The sequence below is a fragment of the uncultured Erythrobacter sp. genome, from assembly GCF_947499705.1.
Classification (GTDB): domain Bacteria; phylum Pseudomonadota; class Alphaproteobacteria; order Sphingomonadales; family Sphingomonadaceae; genus Erythrobacter.
The window spans coordinates 2,086,114-2,105,159 of the sequence record NZ_CANMPJ010000001.1; the positions used below are offsets into that span (position 1 = coordinate 2,086,114).

Annotated in this window: 17 protein-coding genes; 10 read left to right on the forward strand and 7 right to left on the reverse strand. The window is 61.9% G+C overall.

Translation table 11 applies throughout. The features are described from left to right. Positions 1 to 17 precede the first annotated feature (17 nt). The 5 genes from Q0837_RS10015 to Q0837_RS10035 form a co-directional block, all read right to left on the reverse strand. Positions 18 to 1,160, reverse strand: a complete 1,143-nt coding sequence (locus Q0837_RS10015; RefSeq protein ID WP_298468334.1) for an acyl-CoA dehydrogenase family protein — start codon at positions 1,158 to 1,160, stop codon at positions 18 to 20. Positions 1,161 to 1,314: 154 nt separating this feature from the next. Continuing rightward, a complete protein-coding gene (locus Q0837_RS10020; protein ID WP_298468337.1) occupies positions 1,315 to 1,683 on the reverse strand; it encodes a hypothetical protein in 369 nt (122 codons plus the stop codon). 80 nt (positions 1,684 to 1,763) lie between these two features. Further along, positions 1,764 to 2,579: a ferredoxin--NADP reductase gene (locus tag Q0837_RS10025; RefSeq protein ID WP_298468340.1), complete on the reverse strand. Its 816-nt coding sequence runs from the start codon at positions 2,577 to 2,579 to the stop codon at positions 1,764 to 1,766. A 150-nt stretch (positions 2,580 to 2,729) separates the two neighbouring features. Then, positions 2,730 to 3,773 carry a Fe(3+) ABC transporter substrate-binding protein gene (locus Q0837_RS10030; protein WP_298468343.1) on the reverse strand — a complete coding sequence of 348 codons (1,044 nt, stop codon included), beginning with the start codon at positions 3,771 to 3,773 and terminating at the stop codon, positions 2,730 to 2,732. 82 nt (positions 3,774 to 3,855) lie between these two features. Beyond that, positions 3,856 to 4,560, reverse strand: coding sequence for an ABC transporter ATP-binding protein (locus Q0837_RS10035; RefSeq protein WP_298468346.1), 705 nt, complete (start codon positions 4,558 to 4,560; stop codon positions 3,856 to 3,858). Positions 4,561 to 4,595: 35 nt separating this feature from the next. On the opposite strand from Q0837_RS10035, the gene Q0837_RS10040 reads away from it, so the two are divergent. The 5 genes from Q0837_RS10040 to Q0837_RS10060 all read left to right on the forward strand — a co-directional run bounded on the left by Q0837_RS10040 (position 4,596) and on the right by Q0837_RS10060 (position 10,393). Continuing rightward, positions 4,596 to 6,284: an iron ABC transporter permease gene (locus tag Q0837_RS10040; protein ID WP_298468349.1), complete on the forward strand. Its 1,689-nt coding sequence runs from the start codon at positions 4,596 to 4,598 to the stop codon at positions 6,282 to 6,284. A 332-nt stretch (positions 6,285 to 6,616) separates the two neighbouring features. Continuing rightward, entirely contained in the window at positions 6,617 to 7,618 is a 1,002-nt protein-coding gene (gene bchI, locus Q0837_RS10045; RefSeq protein WP_298468352.1) for a magnesium chelatase ATPase subunit I, read from the forward strand. After that, entirely contained in the window at positions 7,615 to 9,303 is a 1,689-nt protein-coding gene (locus Q0837_RS10050; RefSeq protein WP_298468355.1) for a magnesium chelatase subunit D, read from the forward strand. Before bchI ends, Q0837_RS10050 begins: the two co-directional genes overlap by 4 nt. Next, a complete protein-coding gene (gene bchO, locus Q0837_RS10055) occupies positions 9,300 to 10,184 on the forward strand; it encodes an alpha/beta fold hydrolase BchO (protein ID WP_298468358.1) in 885 nt (294 codons plus the stop codon). The genes Q0837_RS10050 and bchO overlap by 4 nt, the downstream gene beginning before the upstream one ends. An 11-nt stretch (positions 10,185 to 10,195) precedes the next feature. Beyond that, positions 10,196 to 10,393: a hypothetical protein gene (locus Q0837_RS10060; RefSeq protein WP_298468361.1), complete on the forward strand. Its 198-nt coding sequence runs from the start codon at positions 10,196 to 10,198 to the stop codon at positions 10,391 to 10,393. On the opposite strand, the gene Q0837_RS10065 is transcribed toward Q0837_RS10060, so the two are convergent. Further along, complete coding sequence (locus Q0837_RS10065) at positions 10,344 to 11,171, reverse strand: hydroxyneurosporene dehydrogenase (protein WP_298468364.1); 828 nt, start codon at positions 11,169 to 11,171, stop codon at positions 10,344 to 10,346. The two genes, Q0837_RS10060 and Q0837_RS10065, sit on opposite strands and share 50 nt — an antisense overlap. A 23-nt stretch (positions 11,172 to 11,194) precedes the next feature. Further along, positions 11,195 to 12,766 carry a 1-hydroxycarotenoid 3,4-desaturase CrtD gene (gene crtD, locus Q0837_RS10070; protein ID WP_298468367.1) on the reverse strand — a complete coding sequence of 524 codons (1,572 nt, stop codon included), beginning with the start codon at positions 12,764 to 12,766 and terminating at the stop codon, positions 11,195 to 11,197. Between the two features lie 102 nt (positions 12,767 to 12,868). Between crtD and Q0837_RS10075 the strand changes: the two genes are divergently transcribed. From Q0837_RS10075 to bchZ, 5 genes are all read left to right on the forward strand, one after another. After that, positions 12,869 to 13,990 (forward strand): methyltransferase, encoded by a 1,122-nt coding sequence (locus Q0837_RS10075; RefSeq protein WP_298468370.1) that lies wholly within the window; start codon positions 12,869 to 12,871, stop codon positions 13,988 to 13,990. 133 nt (positions 13,991 to 14,123) lie between these two features. Continuing rightward, positions 14,124 to 15,059, forward strand: a complete 936-nt coding sequence (bchC, locus tag Q0837_RS10080) for a chlorophyll synthesis pathway protein BchC (RefSeq protein ID WP_298468373.1) — start codon at positions 14,124 to 14,126, stop codon at positions 15,057 to 15,059. Then, entirely contained in the window at positions 15,056 to 16,045 is a 990-nt protein-coding gene (locus tag Q0837_RS10085) for a chlorophyllide a reductase iron protein subunit X (RefSeq protein ID WP_298468376.1), read from the forward strand. Before bchC ends, Q0837_RS10085 begins: the two co-directional genes overlap by 4 nt. After that, positions 16,045 to 17,583: a chlorophyllide a reductase subunit Y gene (gene bchY, locus Q0837_RS10090; RefSeq protein WP_298468379.1), complete on the forward strand. Its 1,539-nt coding sequence runs from the start codon at positions 16,045 to 16,047 to the stop codon at positions 17,581 to 17,583. The genes Q0837_RS10085 and bchY overlap by 1 nt, the downstream gene beginning before the upstream one ends. Further along, the gene (gene bchZ, locus Q0837_RS10095; protein WP_298468382.1) at positions 17,580 to 19,025 is read left to right on the forward strand and encodes a chlorophyllide a reductase subunit Z; all 1,446 of its coding nucleotides are present in this window, start codon (positions 17,580 to 17,582) and stop codon (positions 19,023 to 19,025) included. Before bchY ends, bchZ begins: the two co-directional genes overlap by 4 nt. Positions 19,026 to 19,046: the final 21 nt, after the last annotated feature.

Genomic DNA, 19,046 nt, shown 5'->3' on the forward strand with positions numbered 1-19,046 from the left:
TCCTCAGATCGAGCGCCCTAAATGGACCGGCTGATCACTTCCTTCATGATCTCGCTGGTGCCGCCATAGATGCGCTGTACGCGCGCGTCGCGCCACAGGCGAGCGATGGCGTATTCGTTCATGTACCCCGCGCCGCCATGCAATTGCAGGCAGGCATCGACCATCTCCCATTGCATTTCGGTGTGCCACAGCTTTGCCGCGCTTGCTTCGTCCGTGGTCAGTTCGCCGCGCAAGTGACGGGCAATGGCCCAGTCGAGATGCGCCCAGCCAACCTGCAGTTTCGCCTGAAGATCAGCGAGCGTGAATTTGGTGTTCTGAAACTCGAACACGGTGCGTCCGAACGCCTTGCGCTCCTTCGTAAACTTGACCGCTTCGTCGAACGCACGCTGCGCCCCGCCCTGCGCGGTGACCGCAATGCTGAGGCGCTCCTGCGGCAGCTCTTCCATCAGGTGAACGAAGCCGCGGCCTTCCCCGCCAAGGATGTTGGTTTTGGGGACACGGCAATCCTGGAAGAACATTTCCGACGTATCGGCGGAGTGCTGCCCGATCTTGTCGAGGTTGCGGCCTTTCTCGAACCCTTCGGTTCCGGCATCGACCAGCACCAAAGATGTGCCTTTGGCTCCCTGCGCGGGATCGGTCTTGGCAACCACGATCACGCAATCGGCGTTCTGGCCGTTGGTGATGTAGGTCTTCGACCCGTTGATCACGAGGTGGTTGCCGTCCTCGATCGCGGTGGTGCGCACGCCCTGCAAATCGCTGCCCGCGCCCGGTTCGGTCATGGCAATGGCGGTTATGATATCGCCCGAGATCATGCCGGGCAGGTACTTCGCCTTTTGCTCATCGCTGCCGAGGCGTTCGAAGTAGTTGACTGTGATGTCGTTCTGCAGCGTGAACCCGGCGCTGGTGCCCAGGTATGAAAGCTCTTCTGCGATCACGCAGTTAAACCCGAAATCGAGGCCCAGCCCGCCATTTTCTTCGGCAACCGTGGGGCACAGCATGCCCGCTTCGCCCAGCGCCTTCCATGCCTTCTTGGGGACAATGCCCTCTTCTTCGTGCTGATCGAGATACGGTTCCATATGCTCGGCCAGCACTTTGCGAACAGTGTCGCGAAACGCCTCGTGATCTTCATTGTAGGCGGTGCGATGGGAGGTGTTGAGCATGGAGATCCCTCTTCCAGAAATGGGTTTTGTTCTGGAACGGGTTCAAGCGTGCGGGCGCGGCGCGGTCAAGCGCGAAAGATGCAAGTCATCACCTTCACAATTGAGCAGGGGAGCGGAAGTTGGTGACTTCAAACCCTTGCCTTAAGCGCGTGCCTCAAGCCCTACTGCAAAGAACCAGTACGCGCATCACTGTCCCATCGGCGCTGAATACGGGCGTTGCCTGACCTACTTGGATTTCCGTCAGCAAGTCTTGGACTTCATCGGGGAGTGCCGAGGCGCGGACAAAGCGATTTCTGGTCACCTTTGCGTCGAGCGCCTTGCCAAGATTCTTCGCATCGTTGCATGATCGGAGCGCTTCGGTTTTGGCCTTGAAGTCCGCGGGTAAAACTTCCGCCGTTTCGACCGACAATTGCATAAGGTCGTATCGCGGAACCGGCGACGTGCGTTCCTGCTGAGCCGACAGCGCAGCTGGAGCGATTGCGGCCGTGATTAGAGCACTGGTGGTGACGAGACGTGTGAGCATGCGGTCCTCCTTGATGGGGGAAGGGTGCGACCGCAATGCTGAACTCAAGATGAAACCGGGTGGCGACTAAATGCCTGAAATTAGCCTACGAACGCCCGTTCAATCACGAATTGACCGGGCTTGTTGTTGGCGCCTTCTTCAAAGCCGCGCGCTTCTAGATCGGCGGCGTGATCCTTGATCATCGCCATGCTGCCGCACAGCATTACGCGGTCTTCCTCCGGAACAAAACGCTGCGGACCATTGCTCTGCTCGAACAGGCGGCCATCGTCGATCAGCGTCTGGATGCGGCCCTGCGTGCGGAAGCTTTCGCGTGTCACGGTCGGCACATAAATGAACCGCTCGCGGTCTTCGTCTTCGAGCAGCGGATCGCCTTCGAGCTTGCTTTCGAGCAGCTCGCGATAGGCGAGGTCAGCGACATGGCGGACCGAATGCACGACGATGATCTCGTCGAACATGCCATAGACTTCGGGGTCGCGGGCGAGGCTCATGAAGGGTGCAAGGCCGGTGCCGGTGGACAGCATGAAAAGGCGTTTGCCTGGGAGCAGCGCATCGGTGACGAGCGTGCCGGTCGGCTTCTTGCCGAGATAGATCGGATCGCCGACCTGAATGTGTTGGAGCCGCGAGGTCAGCGGGCCGTCCTGCACCTTGATCGAGAGGAATTCGAGTTCCTCATCATAGCTAGGCGAGGCAACAGAATAGGCGCGCAGAAGCGGCTTGCCATTTTCCTGAGGCAGACCGATCATCACAAACTCGCCTGAGCGGAAGCGAAAGCTTGCCGGACGCGTCATTTTCAGCGTGAACAATTCTTCGTTCCAGTGATGGACATAGGTGATCGTCTCGACGGAGAGCGCACCGCTTTCCTGAAACTGTTCGCGATCGATAACGGGCTGGTTCAAAACGTGCCTCAAAAATTGAATAGGTTGCGCCAGACAGCGCGGTTGGGGGCGCAAATGGACGTTCCACCTGCGCGCTTCAAGGTAGTTTAGTGATAAGGGCTGAAAGCGCGCCTTGACCCGCATCAAGCGGACGGCGCGCTTTCAGACGGATCAGTTCCAGCCGGCACGGTCGAAAATCTGCACCGCTTTCGACTGGTTCTTGCCGATCTCGGCCGCGTTGAGCGTGTCAGGCTTGAACGTGCCCAATTGCTCGACGGCTGAGTTGGCCTGAAGGCCTTCGACTGCCGGATATTCATTGTTGCCATCGGCGAAGTAGCGCTGCGCACTCTCGGAGGTCAGATACTCGAGAAACAGAATCGCATTCTCGCGATTGGGAGAGGTCTTCACTAGCCCTGCCCCGCTGACATTGATGTGTGTGCCGGTGCCATCCTGATCGGGGAAGATCACTCCGAGTGCATCGAAGATCGCCTTCTGCTCGTCATCGCCGCCCGCGAACCGAGCGAGATAGTAGGAATTGACCACGGCGATGCGGCATTCGCCCGAGGCGACGGATTCGATCTGCGCGGTGTCGTTGCCTTGCGGATCTCGCGCGAAGTTTGCGACGACGCCCTTGGCCCATGCTTCGGCAGCCTCTTCGCCCTTATGCGCGATGACGCTGGAGAGCAGCGAAATGTTGTAGATGTTCGACGAGGAGCGAATGCAGATGTCGCCCTTGTAGGCCGGATCAGCAAGATCCTCGTAGCTCTCAAGACCTTCGGGTTCGCCAGCCGCCTTGTTGTAGATGATCACCCGGGCGCGGGTGGAAAGGCCGAACCACAGGCCTTCCGGGTGGCGCAGATAGATCGGAAGCCGCTCGGCCAGCACATCGGATTCAACCGGCGCGAGCACACCCGCTTCCTCGGCGCGCCAAAGACGACCGGCATCGACGGTTATCAGCAGATCGGCAGGGGAGAACTCGCCCTCGCTCGCAATTCGTTCGATCAGCGCATCAGCATCGGCTTCAATCCGGTTGACCGTAATGCCGGTCTGCTCGGTGAAGTCATCATACAGCGCAAGATCGGTGTCGTAGTGACGCGAAGAATAGAGATTGACTTCACCCGCACCGGCCGCAGCCTTGTCACCCGAAGCCTCATCACCGCCCGCGCAGCCCGTAATAACGAGCGCAAGCAGCCCGGCGAGAATACCCTGTTTCATGAAATGCCTTTCGATTCGTACTTGCGAATGATTTGCAATATAATCTAAAGCGACGCAACCGCTAAGATCGTGTTTGCCGAGTTCAGATGTCTTCGAAGAATGCAGCTACAACGTCGGAAACCGGTTCAGTCCGCAGCCGATCGGGGGTGTCGAACTGCACAATCCGCCCGGCATCCATCACCGCAATCCTGTCCGCGATATCAAGCGCCTCCTCGGGATCGTGCGTTACAAGCACCACGGTCGCGCCCTGCTCACACAACAGGCGTCTGCAATCGCGGCGCAACCTGCGGCGCAGCACTATGTCGACACTCGCAAATGGTTCATCCATCAGCATTGCTTTCGGCACCGGCGCCATCGCCCGTGCCAGGGCCGCGCGCTGCTGCTGCCCGCCCGAAAGCTCGTGCGGATACCGCTCGCCCAGACCAGCCAGACCGACCATATCGAGCCAGCCGTCGACCGCGCCCTGCTCCGAACGGTTCAGGCCAAAGCCGACATTCCTTGCAATGGTCATGTGCGGAAACAGAGCGCCGTCCTGGAAAACCAGTCCCACGGGCCGCTCCTCGGGAGGCGGATTGGTGCCGCTATCGGCGAGCAAGTCGCCTCCCAAATGGATACTCCCGTGCTGCACCGACAACAGTCCCGCGGCCAGACCCAGCAAGGTTGACTTCCCGCAACCCGACGCGCCAAGCAGGCAGGTGATCTCACCTTCCTGCGCAGTGAGGCTGATATCTTCCAGCGCGCGCACGGAACCGTAAGCATGGGCAATATGGCGAAATTCGAGGCTCAAATGAGTGTCCGTGTTGGCGAAGGGCGTCGCTGGTGGTGAGCCGCCTTAGGCAATTGGATGGGCCGGGCGCAAGCGCTGCGGTGGCACGGCCACAGCGTGCCCGCGCCTTATCGCTCAATGGGTGGACGCTGGGCGCGCTGGCAATTGCTGCGCTGGCAGCGCTCCCGATCCTCGCCATCCTGTGTTCCGCGCCAAGCGGCGGGTTCGAAGCAATCACCCACCTCGCGCAAACGGTGCTTGGCCGCTACATCGCTAACACGCTGGCGCTGATGGTTCTGGCGGGAGCGCTCGCGACAATCATCGGTGTGGGCTGCGCCTGGCTGGTCAGCGCAGCCGAGTTCCCCGGCCGCCGCATGCTCGGCTGGGCGCTAGTCCTGCCGCTAGCCGTTCCAGCCTATATCGGCGCGTATATCTACGCCGACCTGCTCGACTTCAGCGGCCCGGTCCAAAGCGGGCTGCGTGCCGTTTTGGGATTGGGCGTCGGGGGATACTGGTTCCCGCAAATCCGCTCCTTGCCAGGCGGTGCATTCGTACTCGGGATCGTACTCTACCCCTATGTCTATCTGCTCGCGCGCGCCGCTTTTGCCGCTCAGAGCACTCGCCAGTTCCGCGCGGCGCGATCACTCGGGGCAACGCCTTCGCGAGCCTTCTGGCAGGTAGCGCTGCCAGCTGCTCGCCCGGCCATCGCTGGTGGTCTGGCGCTGGTCCTGATGGAAGTGCTCGCCGATTTCGGGGTAGCGCAATATTTCGCGATCCCGACATTCAGCACCGGCATTTTCCGCAGTTGGCTGGCGATGGGAGACAAGCAGGCGGCGCTCAAACTGGCGGCGATCATGCTGGTGTTCGTCATCGCCCTGATCGCGTTCGAGGCTGCAACCCGGCGCGGGCGCAGTGACAGCCGCGATGGGTTGGCGGAGCGCTACAGCGGACCCTTAATTGACCTTTCTCCAACCGGAAAAGCCATGGCGCTATTCGCCTGCGCATTGCCAGTTCTGCTGGGCTTCGCCATTCCCGCTGCGCATCTGGGGATGCTTGCACTCGACGATACTGCAAGTGGTGCCGCACGCGACCTTTGGACCTATGCCAGCGGCAGTCTGTGGCTCGGCATTTCGACCGCACTGATCTGCGTGATCGCCGCACTGGTTCTGGCCTTTGCCAAGGCGCGTTCAAACAGCCGCATCGCCAATGGCGCAATCCGGCTTTCGACGTTGGGCTATGCACTGCCGGGGGCGCTGCTGGCGGTCGGACTGCTCGCGCCGCTGGGTATGGTCGATGTTAGCCTGACCCGTGCGGCGCGCGATGGGTTCGGGTATGGAGGCGGTCTGCTGCTGACCGGCACCAGCCTGGTCCTGATCTATGCGCTCTCGGTGCGGTTTCTGACCGTCGCTTATAACAGCGTCGATGGCGGGATGACCAAGATACCACCCTCACTCGATGCCGCAGCGCGCTCGCTCGGAGCCAGACCAGCTCGGGTGCTGACTCGCATCTACGCGCCGCTGCTGCGCCCCAGCCTGTTGGCGGCAGCGGCGCTTGTCTTCATCGACACCGTGCGTGAATTGCCTGCGACGCTGATCCTGCGCCCGTTCAATCTCGAAACACTGGCGACCCGCACCTATCGCCTCGCCAGCGATGAACGGCTTGTCGAAGCCTCAATCCCCGCGCTGATCCTTCTCGCGGCGGGCCTACTGCCAGTGCTGCTGCTGGCGCGAACCAGCCGCCAATAAAGTGTCAGGCTGAATTGTCAGCGGGGCTTGTCCAACCCTGCGCCCTCGTCCACAAGACGCCGAGAGCCTGTCCAGCGCAGGCAGTGATGCCTTGACGGAGCCTATTTGGGCTCAGTGCAAGGAAAGAGGAGGAAACCATGCTGGAGCATAGTGACCGACGATCGACGCGGCACTGGGTCCAAATAGGCCCGCCCCTGCGGGGTTGTGCTGTGCAGTCCCGTGGCAGCGTTGCGTCGCTCTACCGGGCAACCAGCCCGCTCGTCGCGCCGCGCCTCCCCACAGGACTGCACAGCACAATCAAGGTATCGCTGCCTGCGCTGGACAGGCTCTGAATGGCACGTTTTCCTTTTTCCGCCATCGTCGGTCAGGACGAGATGAAGCAGGCGCTGCTGATCGCCGCCGTCGATCCGAGCGTTGGCGGGGTCATGGTGTTCGGCGATCGCGGCACTGGCAAATCGACCGCAGCGCGCGCGCTGGCCGGACTGCTTCCGCCGATTTCGGCGATCAAGGACTGCCCCTATGGATGCTCGAAAGAGGATCAGGCGCGCTATCCTGACGTGTGTGGCAGTGGTCCGGTCCGAAAACGCCCGGTGCCCTTCATCGATCTGCCTTTAGGCGCAACCGAAGACCGCGTGGTGGGTTCGCTGGATCTGGAACGCGCTTTGCGCGCCGGAGAGAAAGCCTTCGAACCCGGCCTGCTCGCCAAAGCCAATCGAGGGTTTCTTTATATCGACGAAATCAACCTGCTTGAGGATCACCTGGTCGACCTGCTGCTCGATGTCGCAGCCTCGGGCGAAAATGTGGTCGAGCGTGAGGGTCTTTCGGTACGCCACCCGGCGCGGTTCGTCCTGATTGGCAGCGGCAATCCCGAAGAAGGTGAATTGCGCCCGCAATTGCTCGACCGCTTCGGCCTGTCGGTCGAAGTCCGCACGCCGACCGAAATCGAAACCCGCGTTGAGATCATGCGCTTGGTCGCTTCGAACGAGCGCGATCCTGAGGCATTCGCTGCTGAGTGGGCTGCCGAGGACGAGAGAATCCATAAACAGATCGCGCGCGGCAAGAACCGTTTGGCGAAGCTGGAAACCGGCGATGACATCCTCACCGACGCCGCCGAACTGTGCCTGGCTGTGGGCGCGGATGGGTTACGAGGCGAACTCACACTAATGCGCGCGGCGCGGGCTTTGGCGGCGCTCAAGGGAGCACGCTCGGTCAAGCGCGAACACCTTATGGCGGTGGCACCGTCGGCCCTGCGGCACCGGCTGCGGCGCGATGTGCTCGACGAAACCGGATCGACCGTGCGGATCACCCGCGCGTTGGATGAATTGTTCGGATGAGCGCTGAGGCGCCAGACCCAATCGACGACGCGCTGCTCGCGGCCCGGCTGCTCACCCTCTCACCCTCGACATTCGGCGGCATGGTCCTGCGCGGATCAAGCCCTGCGCGCGAGGCGCTAGTCCACGCCATCGACAAGGTCATCCCGACGCGAAAGCTCCCCGGTCATGTCGATGACGAGCGGCTACTCGGCGGTGTGGATATCGCGGCTAGCCTCGCTGCCGGACGTCCGGTGGAACAGACCGGATTGCTGACCGAAGCGGAAGGCAGCGCATTGCTAGTGCCAATGGCAGAACGGTTGGGCGAAGCGACCGCAGGGCGTTTGGCGCAGGCATTGGACGAGGCAAAGCTCGCGCTGGTGTTGCTTGATGACGGCGTTGAGGTCGAAGATGCACCGCCGCCTGCACTTACTCAACGCTGCGCCTTCCTGTGCGACCTGACCCATTCGCGTGAGTGGAAAAGAATCGAATTGCCACCCGCTGGCTCGGCAACGCTCACCGATGTTGCGCCGCTTGCCGACGAGGCGCTGACGGCACTGGCCGGGACCGCCGCCGCTCTCGGTGTGCATTCGCTGCGCCCGCTGCTGTTCGCCGGAGAGACCGCGCGTGCGCATGCGGCGCTCCATGGGCGAAAGGAAGCGATTGAGGCAGACCTGGCCGTAGCGGTGCGGTTGGTCATTGCCCCGCGTGCCACGCAATTACCTCCCCAAGAGGAAGAGCCGCCACAAGAGCAACCGCCCGACCCGCCGCCTGAAAGTGATGGCGAGAATTTGGAAAAGGACAGCGATCGCTCGGATCAAAAGCTCGACGATCTGCTAGTCGAAGCCGCTGCTGCCGCAATCCCGGCCGACTTGCTCGCGCAACTGGCCAAAGGCAAAGCGCCGCGCCACGCCGGTGGCAGCGGATCGGGTCAGAAGAAGAAGGCGGGCCTGCGCGGCAAGCCGCTCGGCGCTCGTCCCGGAATGCCGCGCGGCGGTGCTCGGCTGGCGCTGATCGACACCCTCCGTGCGGCCGTACCGTGGCAGACTGTACGCCGCCGTGAGCAACCTGATGCCTCACCCGGCACAATCCTGATGCGGAAAGACGACCTCCGCGTCCGCCGTTTTGAAGAGAAAGCCGCACGAGTCACTATCTTCGCGGTCGATGCTTCTGGCTCCGCCGCAGCCGCACGCCTTGCAGAAGCCAAGGGCGTGGTCGAGCTGATGCTGGCGCAGGCCTATGTCACCCGCAGCGAAGTCGCATTGATCGCGTTTCGGGGCGAAAGCGCCGAGGTGCTGCTACCGCCAACTCGCTCCCTCACCCGCGCCCGCCGCGCTCTGGCCGAGCTTCCCGGCGGAGGCGGTACGCCGCTCGCGCTCGGGCTTAATGCCGCGCGCGACTTAGCCGACGCAGTCACTGCCAAAGGACGCACGCCGAGCCTCGTGATCCTGACCGATGGACGCGGCAATATCGCCGCCGACGGTTCGCCCGGTCGCAAGCAAGCTGGTGAAGACGCAGAAGTCGCTGCCAAGGCGATTTACGCCAGCGGGATCGATGCGCTGGTGGTCGATATCTCCGCACGTCCGGGCCGCGATGCCCCCGAATTGGCGGATAAAATGGGCGCGCGTTTCCTCGCCCTGCCCCGCGCCGATGCGAAGGTGCTGCATGACGCAATCTCGGCGGTCCAGCCCAGCGCAGTGGCCGCATGAGCCGGGCGCTCGACTGGAACCGCGAAGGGCTGATCTGGCCGCATCGCGAAGCGAGTGAGTTTATCGATGTGGGCCGCACCACCTGGCACGTGCAGCGGATGGGTTCCGGCCGTCCGCTCCTGCTGCTTCATGGAACGGGAGCCTCGGTTCACTCTTGGCGCGGCCTGATGCCAATCCTTGCGCAAGACTTCGAAGTGATCGCGCCCGATCTGCCGCGTCACGCTTTCACCAAAGGCCACCTGCCGACCGACATGGCACTACCAACAATGGCGCGCGCCGTTGATGAATTGATCAAGGCGCTCGGGATCAGGCCGGCCATGGTGGTCGGCCATTCCGCCGGTGCGGCGCTGGCGCTGCAATTGGCACTCGATCATGGCTATTCCGGCCCGATTGTCGGCCTGAACTCCGCGCTGCGCCCTTTCCCCGGCCCGGCGGCGCAAGTCTTCCCGGCAGTTGCCAAACTGCTGTTCGTCAACCCGCTCGTGCCGCGCATATTCTCGGCCGCAGCGGGCTTTGGCAAAGAGGCTGAGCGCTTCATCTACCGCTCGACCCATTCGAAAATCGATGCCGAGGGACTGGCCTGCTACTCCGAGCTGCTCCGCAATCCGCGCCATACCAAGGGCGCGCTGGCGATGATGGCGAACTGGGACCTGCCGACCCTGCGCGACCGGATGGCCGAGATCGCCAACCCGGCGCTGCTGGTCCATTCGGACAAGGACAACGCCATCCCGCTCGAATGGGCGCGCGAAGCGCATGGCTGGCTGCCCAATGCGAGGCTCGAAGTGCTTGAGGGCCTAGGCCACCTGGCCCACGAAGAAGCGCCAGAACGCGCCGCGAAACTGGTTTTCGAGTTCGGAACAACGGGAAAAGAACGGGTCTGAGGAGCAACCAGATGGAGAACTATGCCGGCCTGATTGAGATGCTTTTCTTCTACGGCATCGCGATTTCGTTTGGCGTATGGCAATGGTGGAAGATGCGCCGCGAAGTGCGGGAAATGCGCGCCGAGCGCGAAGCCAGGGAACGAGCCGAAGCCGAAGCGGCTACGCCTTCCGACGCCCCTTCTCCCGCGGCATCCGATACGGCAGCATAAACTGCACCACGGGCGAGGCAAACCGCCGCATGTCGAGGCTCTCCTGCACCGCGCAAACATCCTCGCCATAGAGCTGCGATGACAGTTCGGAGCGCGCGTAGAACGGCGTATCCTCCCACGTCCTGCGAACCTCGGCTACACCGATCTGCGAACGCGTGCGGCGTTCAATCCGCCAGCCACTGCGCGGCAATTGCGCAATCGGCGGCAGGCTGACTTCGTCGGGAATTCCATCCGCCCCAAACCGGATCGCGCTGGCGAATAGCGAGCCGTCCCCCCGTTCCCCTTCATAACAAACAACCGCGCCGCGTTTCATGTGCGCGCGCGACCAGTGCCAAATCTTGAAGCCATCTTCGAGCGGTTCGGAGCCGCGATTGTGGTCGAAATACCCGCTGCCGCTCCACGATACGGCCGGATCATCCATCTCGACCTCGACACGGGCGCGCGGCGCCATGCAGTGCCAGATATGGTTTTCAGCTGGATCGAGCGCGAATGACGCGGGGTTGAGCGCCTCGGGGATCACACGGACCTTACCGCTCACGCGGCGGCGGAACGGGTTGAACAGCCGCTTGTCACGCTCCTCAATGGTGATCTCCAGCGCGTTCCCATTCCATTCGACATGGCTCGGCCCGATCCGGAGGTTGCTCTTGTCGCGCTCCACATCGCCGCTTGGCCGCTCGGTCATAACCCAGCGACCATTGGGACCATACATCGCCACGTTCAGGCACGAATGGTCCAGCGGATCGCCCCGCCCGCTGCGCTTGTAATAGGGTGAGAACACGCTCCCCAGAAAAGCGATGATGGTCAGCCCGTGCTGCCCGTCCTCGCTGATCGCATCGATATACCACCAGGTGTAGCCACCGGCAGGAACCTCTTCGTTGAAGCGAGGTCCTTTTCGATCGTCCGCACCGCCAGCAGCCCGGACAAGGCGGCCATCGGGACCCCGGCTGAGGGATGGGTGCTCCCCCCGGCGCAATAGAGTCGCGGGATTCGCGTTCGCGGCCCCTGCCGCAGGAAAGAGGCCGCCGAGCCGTGCGATGCCCTGCCGTAAAGGGCTCCACCGGTTGCCGGGAACAGTCCCTCCCACTCCTGCGGAGTTGCCAGTTGGTGCGGCATCTCCTCTTCGAGCGTCAGTCCGCAGCGTTCGAGCGTGTTCCTCATGGCCCGTGTGCATTGGTCTCTCTCCTCGGTGGAATAGGAATAGGTGTCGCCGTTCGCGGGTGCGTTGACGATGATCTGAATGCGCTCGCGCTGGCCTTCAGCGATCGAGGTCGCGTGCGCGGCGCTGGCGCTGCGGTCTTGAGCGCACAAATAGACCGAAGGATCGGACGGCGAGCGGCCACCAGCAATCTCATCGAATTCCCGCCGATAGTCGGGGGAAAAGAAAACGTTGTGATGCTGCAGGTCAAAGCCAGAAGACTTGGCATGGGCGAACCAGACGAGCGCAGAGAATGACCGCTTCTTCGGATCAAGCCGCTTGACCGAGCGTGCGCCCTGCTCACCCAGCTTGCCCTCGGCCAGAGCGGAGGGGTCAGCATTGCAGATAACCGCATCGGCTGAAATCTGATCGCCATTGGCCAGCCGAATACCGGTCGCCCCGCTTTTGTCGGCAAGTACCTGTGCCACCGCGACGCCAGTGCGGAACTTTACACCTTTGCTCTCAGCAAGTTTGCGCAGTCCTTCGGCCAGCGCGCTGATACCGCCATCGATCAGCCACACACCCTTTGCCTCGACATGCGCGATCAGCATCAATGTTGCAGGGGCAAGGAACGGCGATGATCCGCAATAGGTTGAATAGCGCCCAAACAATTGCTGAAGGCGCGGGTCGGCGAAATAGGTTCCTAATGCTTTCCACATGGATTGGTGCGGGCGCATTGTGGCGAAGGCATCAAAGCGGTGCAGCCCAATCCGCCACAGCAGCGGAAGTGGCGATGAAACGTTGTCGCCGCGCAGCATCGGTTTATCGAGCATGTCGAACATCTTGCGCGTGTCTTCTCGAAACGCACGGTAGCCCTTGGCCGCGTCAGCTCCGGCAAAGTCCCCCACCGCTTCTTCGCTGCGGACGGGATCAGCGAACAGATCGAGGTGTTCCTGATCGTCCCACGCGTGGCGCGCAATCACTTCCGCCCGGCGGACATTGACGAAATCGTCAAGCCGCGCGCCGCAAGTCTGGAAGACTTGATCGAACACATCGCGCATCGTGAATACGGTTGGCCCGGCTTCGATAGCCTTGCCGTCGACCGGGACGGTGCGTGCCTTGCCGCCGACCCAGTGCTCTTTTTCAACCACAGTGACGTCATAACCACGCGCGGCGAGCATGGCGGCACTGGCCAGCCCGCCCATTCCTGCGCCGATAATCGCGATTGTGCCGCTCACGATCCTCCCCTTGAGACTCGCTTGTTATGACAACATCATTGACCTTACTGTAACATCTGTCCAATCTTTTGGACATATGGTGTGTAAGGGAGCGGTAATCTGATGGCATCGCAGCCGCTCAAAGTCCGTTGGAAGGCCCGGCGCAACCGGATGTTCGCGAGCCGCGCCTTCCAGTATTGGACCGCACGCCTGCCCTTCAGCAGGCCGATCTCCCGCAATCGCGCGGGTACAATGTTCGATCACATTGTCGGCTTCAGCTATTCGCGGGTGCTGCTCGCGGTGGTCGAAAGCGACCTCCTCCAACTGCTCAAGGACGGGCCGATCAGCGCCGCTTTTGTCGCGGCGAGGACCGACCTCAGCGAAGATGCCGCTCTGTGCCTGCTCCGCGCAGCGCGCGCGCTCGACGTGGCTGAGGAAGTGCTTCCCGACCAATGGATGCTCGGTCAGCAGGGCGCAGTGCTGGCCGCCAATGCAGGGGCGCAGGCGATGATCCGCCACCACCGACTGTTATACCGCGACCTCGCTGAACCGCTCGAATTGCTGCGCAAGGACCGCAAGGAAGCGACCGAGTTGTCGACCTATTGGTCCTATGCAGGCGCACTCCAAGGCACGGCGGAGCGAGGGCAGGAAACGACCGAGTATTCAGAGTTGATGGCCGCGTCGCAGCACTTCGTTGCCGATGAAGTGCTGGCGTCTTTCAGCTTCCCGAAACGCGGATCGTTGCTTGATGTCGGCGGCGGTCACGGTGCCTTCTTGAAGCGGGTTGCCGAGGCCTACCCGGACCTGCGGCTTGGCCTGTTCGACCTGCCGGAAGTGGTTGAAACCGGGAAAACCAGCCTCGCAAGCGCCGTCGGCGAGGAGCGCCTCGGCTGCCATCCGGGCAACTTCTTCGAAGACTCAATCCCGACCGGCTACGATCTCGTCTCACTGGTGCGCATCCTGCACGATCACGACGATGGCCCTGCACAGCAACTGCTTACAAACATCCGCGCCAGCCTGACGCCGGACAGCCGGTTGATGATTGCAGAACCCATGGCGCAGGTCCCCGGTGCAGAGGCGATGGGAGAGGCCTTTTTCGGCCTCTATCTCTGGGCCATGGGCTCTGGCCGCGCGCGCAGCCCCAAGGAAATCCAGTTGATGTTGAAAACAGCCGGTTTTTCCAGCTCCCGGCTGGTCGCGACCCCACAACCTGTCGTCGCTAGCATCATCGTCGCGCAAGCCTGACGGCAAAACTGTCCAATTGAATTGACAGTATTCCTCGTAAGGCGTAGCCAACAATCAGCAGAAGAAGCTTTTGCTCGGTATCGAGTCGCAGTGTTGCACTCGAAAATGGGCATAATCGGGGGAAGAACGCGCAATGGATGCATTGGCGGTGATACTTGAGGGACCAGAGCGCTTGGCGCTTCGGACTCTTGAGCTGAACCCGCCTCAGTCCAGCGACGTCGTCGTCGAGATAGCGTGGAGCGGCATCAGCTCCGGTACCGAAAAGCTGCTGTTTACCGGGTGCATGCCTGAATTTCCAGGCATGGGTTATCCGCTGGTTCCAGGTTACGAATCCGTCGGGCGGATTGTCGATGCGGGCTCCGAAGCGCGCGGGCGAATTGGCGACTGGGTCTTCGTGCCTGGTGCGAATTGCTACAGCGAAGCACGCGGACTGTTTGGCGGCACAGCCAGCCAGGTCGTGGTGCCATCGGCCCGCGCCCTGCCCGTTCCAGAAAGACTAGGCGATTCAGGCGTGCTCTGCGCCCTCGCCGCCACTGCACTTCACGCAATCAATGGCGGAACCGCGCCAGACCTGATTATCGGCCACGGCGTTCTCGGGCGTTTGCTCGCCCGCCTGACCGTAGCCCTTGGCGCACCCGCCCCTACCGTTTGGGAGACCAATGACGAGCGCCGCGACGGCGCAGCCGGTTACAAGGCTGTCGCGCCAGATGCGGATGATCGCACCGATTATCACTCGATCTACGACGCCAGCGGCGATGCCGCGATTGTCGACGTCGCTGTTCGCAGCCTCGCCAAAGGCGGCGAAATCACCCTTGCAGGGTTCTATTCCGACCGCGTCAATTTCGCTTTCCCAGCCGCATTCATGAAGGAAGCCCGCCTGCGCATTGCCGCAGAGTGGCAGCCGGAAGATCTCGCCCAGACACGTGATCTGATCGAAAGCGGAAAGCTAAATCTCGCAGGTTTGGTGACCAACCGCAGGCCCGCCAGCGAAGCGCTCGACGCCTATCCGCAGGCCTTCAGCGATCCGACTTGTCTCAAAATGGTTCTCGATTGGAGCGACGCTGCATGACTATGCTCGACACACAAGCAGAGATGCTGCGCGACGAGGCCTCGCAAGAGCCCGATCCGGTTCACACCGGCGAGGTAACGAGCGAAACTCAGGTAATCGCAATCTATGGCAAGGGCGGCTCGGGCAAGAGCTTTGCCCTGTCCAATCTCAGCTACATGATGGCGCAGCAAGGTAAGCGCGTGCTGCTGATCGGCTGCGACCCTAAGTCCGACACGACCAGCCTGCTGTTCGGCGGCAAGTCCTGCCCGACGATCATCGAAACCTCGTCCAAGAAGAAACTCGCAGGCGAAGACGTCTCGATCGAAGACGTGTGCTTCCAGCGTGACGGCGTGTTTGCGATGGAACTCGGCGGCCCTGAAGTCGGTCGCGGCTGCGGCGGACGCGGGATCATCCACGGCTTCGAATTGCTCGAAAAGCTGGGCTTCCACGAATGGGGCTTCGACTACGTCCTGCTTGATTTCCTGGGCGACGTTGTCTGCGGCGGGTTCGGCCTGCCGATTGCGCGTGACATGTGCCAAAAAGTGATCGTGGTCGGATCGAACGACCTGCAATCGCTCTATGTCGCCAACAATGTCTGCCACGCAGTCGAATATTTCCGCAAAATGGGCGGCAATGTCGGCGTCGCCGGCATGATCGTGAACAAGGATGATGGTACCGGCGAAGCGCATGCCTTTGCCGAAGCCGTCGGCATTCCGGTTCTCACAGCGATCCCGGCGGACGAAGACATCCGACGCAAAAGCGCCAATTACCAGATCATCGGTAAGCCCGGCGGCGAATGGGCCAGCCTGTTCGAAACGCTGGCCAGCAATGTCGCAAGCGCGCCGCCCTTGCAGCCAACTCCAGTGGATCAGGACGGCCTGCTCAACCTGTTCAGCCCCGAAGAAACCGGCGGCGACATCCAGCTCGTTCCCGCAACGCAGGCCGACATGCGCGGCGGCGTCTTCGAAGAAAAACCCAGCCTTGAGGTGGTCTACGACGAGATCTGATGACCGACGCATTTGCCCCAAAAGCGGAACGCACTCCTGATACGCTCAATCTGAGCGAGTCAAAGGACGTGGTTGAGGGTGGCTGCTCCAGCACCGACACCATGAAAGAAGCGGCGCGTGAAGCGGGCAAGAGCGACATTCTCGATCAGTATGAGGCTGACTATCCGGTCGGCCCGCACGATCAGCCGCAATCGATGTGCCCCGCATTCGGTTCGCTCAGGGTCGGCCTGCGGATGAAGCGCACTGCGACCGTGCTCTCCGGCTCGGCCTGCTGCGTGTACGGCCTGACCTTCACCTCGCATTTCTACGGCGCGCGGCGGACTGTTGGCTACGTACCATTCAGCAGCGAAACACTCGTCACCGGCAAGTTGTTTGAAGACATCAAGGAAGCGGTCGAAGACCTCGCAGATCCTGAAAACTACGACGCCATAGTCGTCACCAATCTGTGTGTTCCGACCGCAAGCGGTGTGCCGCTGCGGCTGCTCAAGAAACAGATCAACGGTGTGCGCATCATCGGCATCGACGTGCCAGGTTTTGGCATTCCGACCCATGCCGAGGCGAAGGACGTCCTGGCCGGTGCGATGCTGCAATATGCGCGCGAAGAAGTTCAGGCAGGTCCGGTTGCCGCCCCGAAAGAGCGCTCGGACAAGCCAACTGTTGCTCTGCTGGGCGAAATGTTCCCGGCTGATCCGGTCGTCATCGGGCAGATGCTTGAACCACTTGGTCTTGCCGCAGGGCCGGTCGTGCCAACGCGCGAATGGCGTGAGCTTTATTCCGCTCTCGATTGCTCAGTCGCGGCGGCAATCCACCCGTTCTACACCGCGAGCATTCGCGAGTTCGAGACCGCTGGTCGTCCGGTGATCGGCTCTGCCCCGGTCGGCGCTGACGGCACGGCCGCCTGGCTGCAATCGCTCGGCGACACGCTCGGCCTTCCGCAGGACCAGGTCGACGGTGTCAAGAACGCCATGATCGGCGCAATCAAGGGCGCTCTCTCCGCGCAACCGATCAAAGGCCGTATCACCGTTTCGGGCTACGAAGGCTCCGAATTGCTCGTCGCGCGCTTGCTGATCGAAAGCGGCGCAGAAGTGCCCTATGTCGGCAGCGCTTGCCCCAAGACAAAGTGGTCCGACGCCGACCGCGAATGGCTCGAGGCGAAAGGCGTGCGGGTCAATTTCCGCGCCAGCCTTGAAGACGATATTGCAGCAGTCGAGGAATTCCGACCCGACCTCGCCGTTGGCACCACACCTGTGGTCCAGCACGCGAAGGCCAAGGCGATCCCTTCGCTCTACTTCACCAATCTCATCTCTGCCCGCCCCCTGATGGGGCCAGCTGGCGCAGGGAGCCTCGCGCAGGTCGTGAACGCGGCCATGTCGAATAAGGATCGGTTCGACAAAATGCGCGATTTCTTCGAAGGCGTGGGCACACAGCACGCCGCCGGTGTCTGGGAAGAAACCCCAGTCGACCGTCCGAAATTCCGCAAGAAATATGCGGCCCTGAACGAGGCGGCGCGAAAGGCGTCCGAGGCGGTGGGCACATGACCCTAGTCCTCGATCATGATCGGGCCGGAGGCTATTGGGGCGCGACCTACGTCTTCACCGCGGTGAAGGGCCTGCAGGTCATCATCGATGGTCCGGTAGGGTGCGAAAACCTGCCAGTGACATCGGTGCTGCATTACACCGACGCGCTGCCCCCACATGAACTGCCGATTGTGGTAACGGGTCTGGGCGAAGAAGAGCTCGGCAAGACCGGGACCGAAGGCGCCATGAAGCGCGCTTGGGAAACGCTCGACCCGGAACTGCCCGCAGTGGTGGTGACAGGCTCGATTGCCGAGATGATCGGTGGCGGCGTTACGCCCGAAGGCACCAATATCAAACGCTTCCTTCCCCGCACGATCGACGAAGATCAGTGGGAAAGCGCCGACCGCGCGCTGACATGGCTGTGGACCGAATTCGGACCGAAAAAGGCCCCCAAACTCAAAGAGCGCAAGGAAGGCGAAAAGCCCAAGGTCAACATCATCGGCCCGAGCTATGGCATGTTCAATATGCCCAGCGATCTGGCTGAGATTCGTCGCTTGGTCGAAGGGATCGGCGCGGAGATCGGCGTTGTCTTCCCGCTCGGCTGCCACCTCGCCGATATCCGCCAGCTCGGCACCGCCGATGCGAATGTCTGCATGTATCGCGAGTTCGGACGCAATCTGTGCGAGACGCTGGAACGGCCATACTTCCAGGCACCCGTCGGGCTGAGCTCGACCACGAAATTCCTGCGCGCCTTGGGCGAAGAGCTGGGTCTCGACCCGGAACCCTTCATCGAGCGCGAAAAGCACACCACCATAAAGCCGCTATGGGATCTGTGGCGCTCGGTCACACAGGATTTCTTTGGCACGGCAAGTTTCGGCATCGTCGCCAACGACACCTATGCACGCGGCATCCGGCACTTCCTCGAAGAGGATATGGGCTTGCCCTGCGCGATGAGCTTCAGCCGCTGCGCCGGGGTCAAACCCAAGAACGAAGACGTGCGCGAAGCGATTTACGCCAATCCGCCGCTGGTGATGTTCGGAAGCTACAATGAACGGATGTACATGGCCGAATGCGGTGCGCGCGGCATGTTTATCCCGGCAAGCTTCCCGGGCGCCGCGATTCGTCGCCACACCGGCACGCCCTTCATGGGATATTCGGGCGCGACCTATCTTGTGCAGGAAGTGTGCAATGCGCTGTTCGATGCGCTGTTCCACATCCTGCCGCTCGGCACCGACATGGACAAGGCCGATCCAACGCCGGCGAAGAACGAAGCCGAATTGACGTGGGACGCCGACGCCAAGGCACGGCTCGATGTGCTGGTTGAAGAACAGCCGGTGCTGATCCGGATTTCAGCGGCGAAACGCCTGCGCGATGCCGCCGAGCGCACTGCGCGCAGCCGCGGCGAAACACGAGTTTCCGAAGATTGCCTCGCTGAGGCTCTTCTCGAAGGAGAGCGCGCATGATGATGCACAAAGCTCTCAAAA

Coding starts and splice junctions, on each gene's coding strand:
- Q0837_RS10030 (WP_298468343.1), bottom strand. CDS start 3,773: ATGAAACAGGGTATTCTCGCCGGGCTGCTTGCGCTCGTTATTACGGGC.
- Q0837_RS10050 (WP_298468355.1), top strand. CDS start 7,615: ATGAGCGCTGAGGCGCCAGACCCAATCGACGACGCGCTGCTCGCGGCC.
- Q0837_RS10015 (WP_298468334.1), bottom strand. CDS start 1,160: ATGCTCAACACCTCCCATCGCACCGCCTACAATGAAGATCACGAGGCG.
- Q0837_RS10085 (WP_298468376.1), top strand. CDS start 15,056: ATGACTATGCTCGACACACAAGCAGAGATGCTGCGCGACGAGGCCTCG.
- bchI (WP_298468352.1), top strand. CDS start 6,617: ATGGCACGTTTTCCTTTTTCCGCCATCGTCGGTCAGGACGAGATGAAG.
- Q0837_RS10075 (WP_298468370.1), top strand. CDS start 12,869: ATGGCATCGCAGCCGCTCAAAGTCCGTTGGAAGGCCCGGCGCAACCGG.
- bchY (WP_298468379.1), top strand. CDS start 16,045: ATGACCGACGCATTTGCCCCAAAAGCGGAACGCACTCCTGATACGCTC.
- bchO (WP_298468358.1), top strand. CDS start 9,300: ATGAGCCGGGCGCTCGACTGGAACCGCGAAGGGCTGATCTGGCCGCAT.
- Q0837_RS10020 (WP_298468337.1), bottom strand. CDS start 1,683: ATGCTCACACGTCTCGTCACCACCAGTGCTCTAATCACGGCCGCAATC.
- bchC (WP_298468373.1), top strand. CDS start 14,124: ATGGATGCATTGGCGGTGATACTTGAGGGACCAGAGCGCTTGGCGCTT.
- bchZ (WP_298468382.1), top strand. CDS start 17,580: ATGACCCTAGTCCTCGATCATGATCGGGCCGGAGGCTATTGGGGCGCG.
- Q0837_RS10060 (WP_298468361.1), top strand. CDS start 10,196: ATGGAGAACTATGCCGGCCTGATTGAGATGCTTTTCTTCTACGGCATC.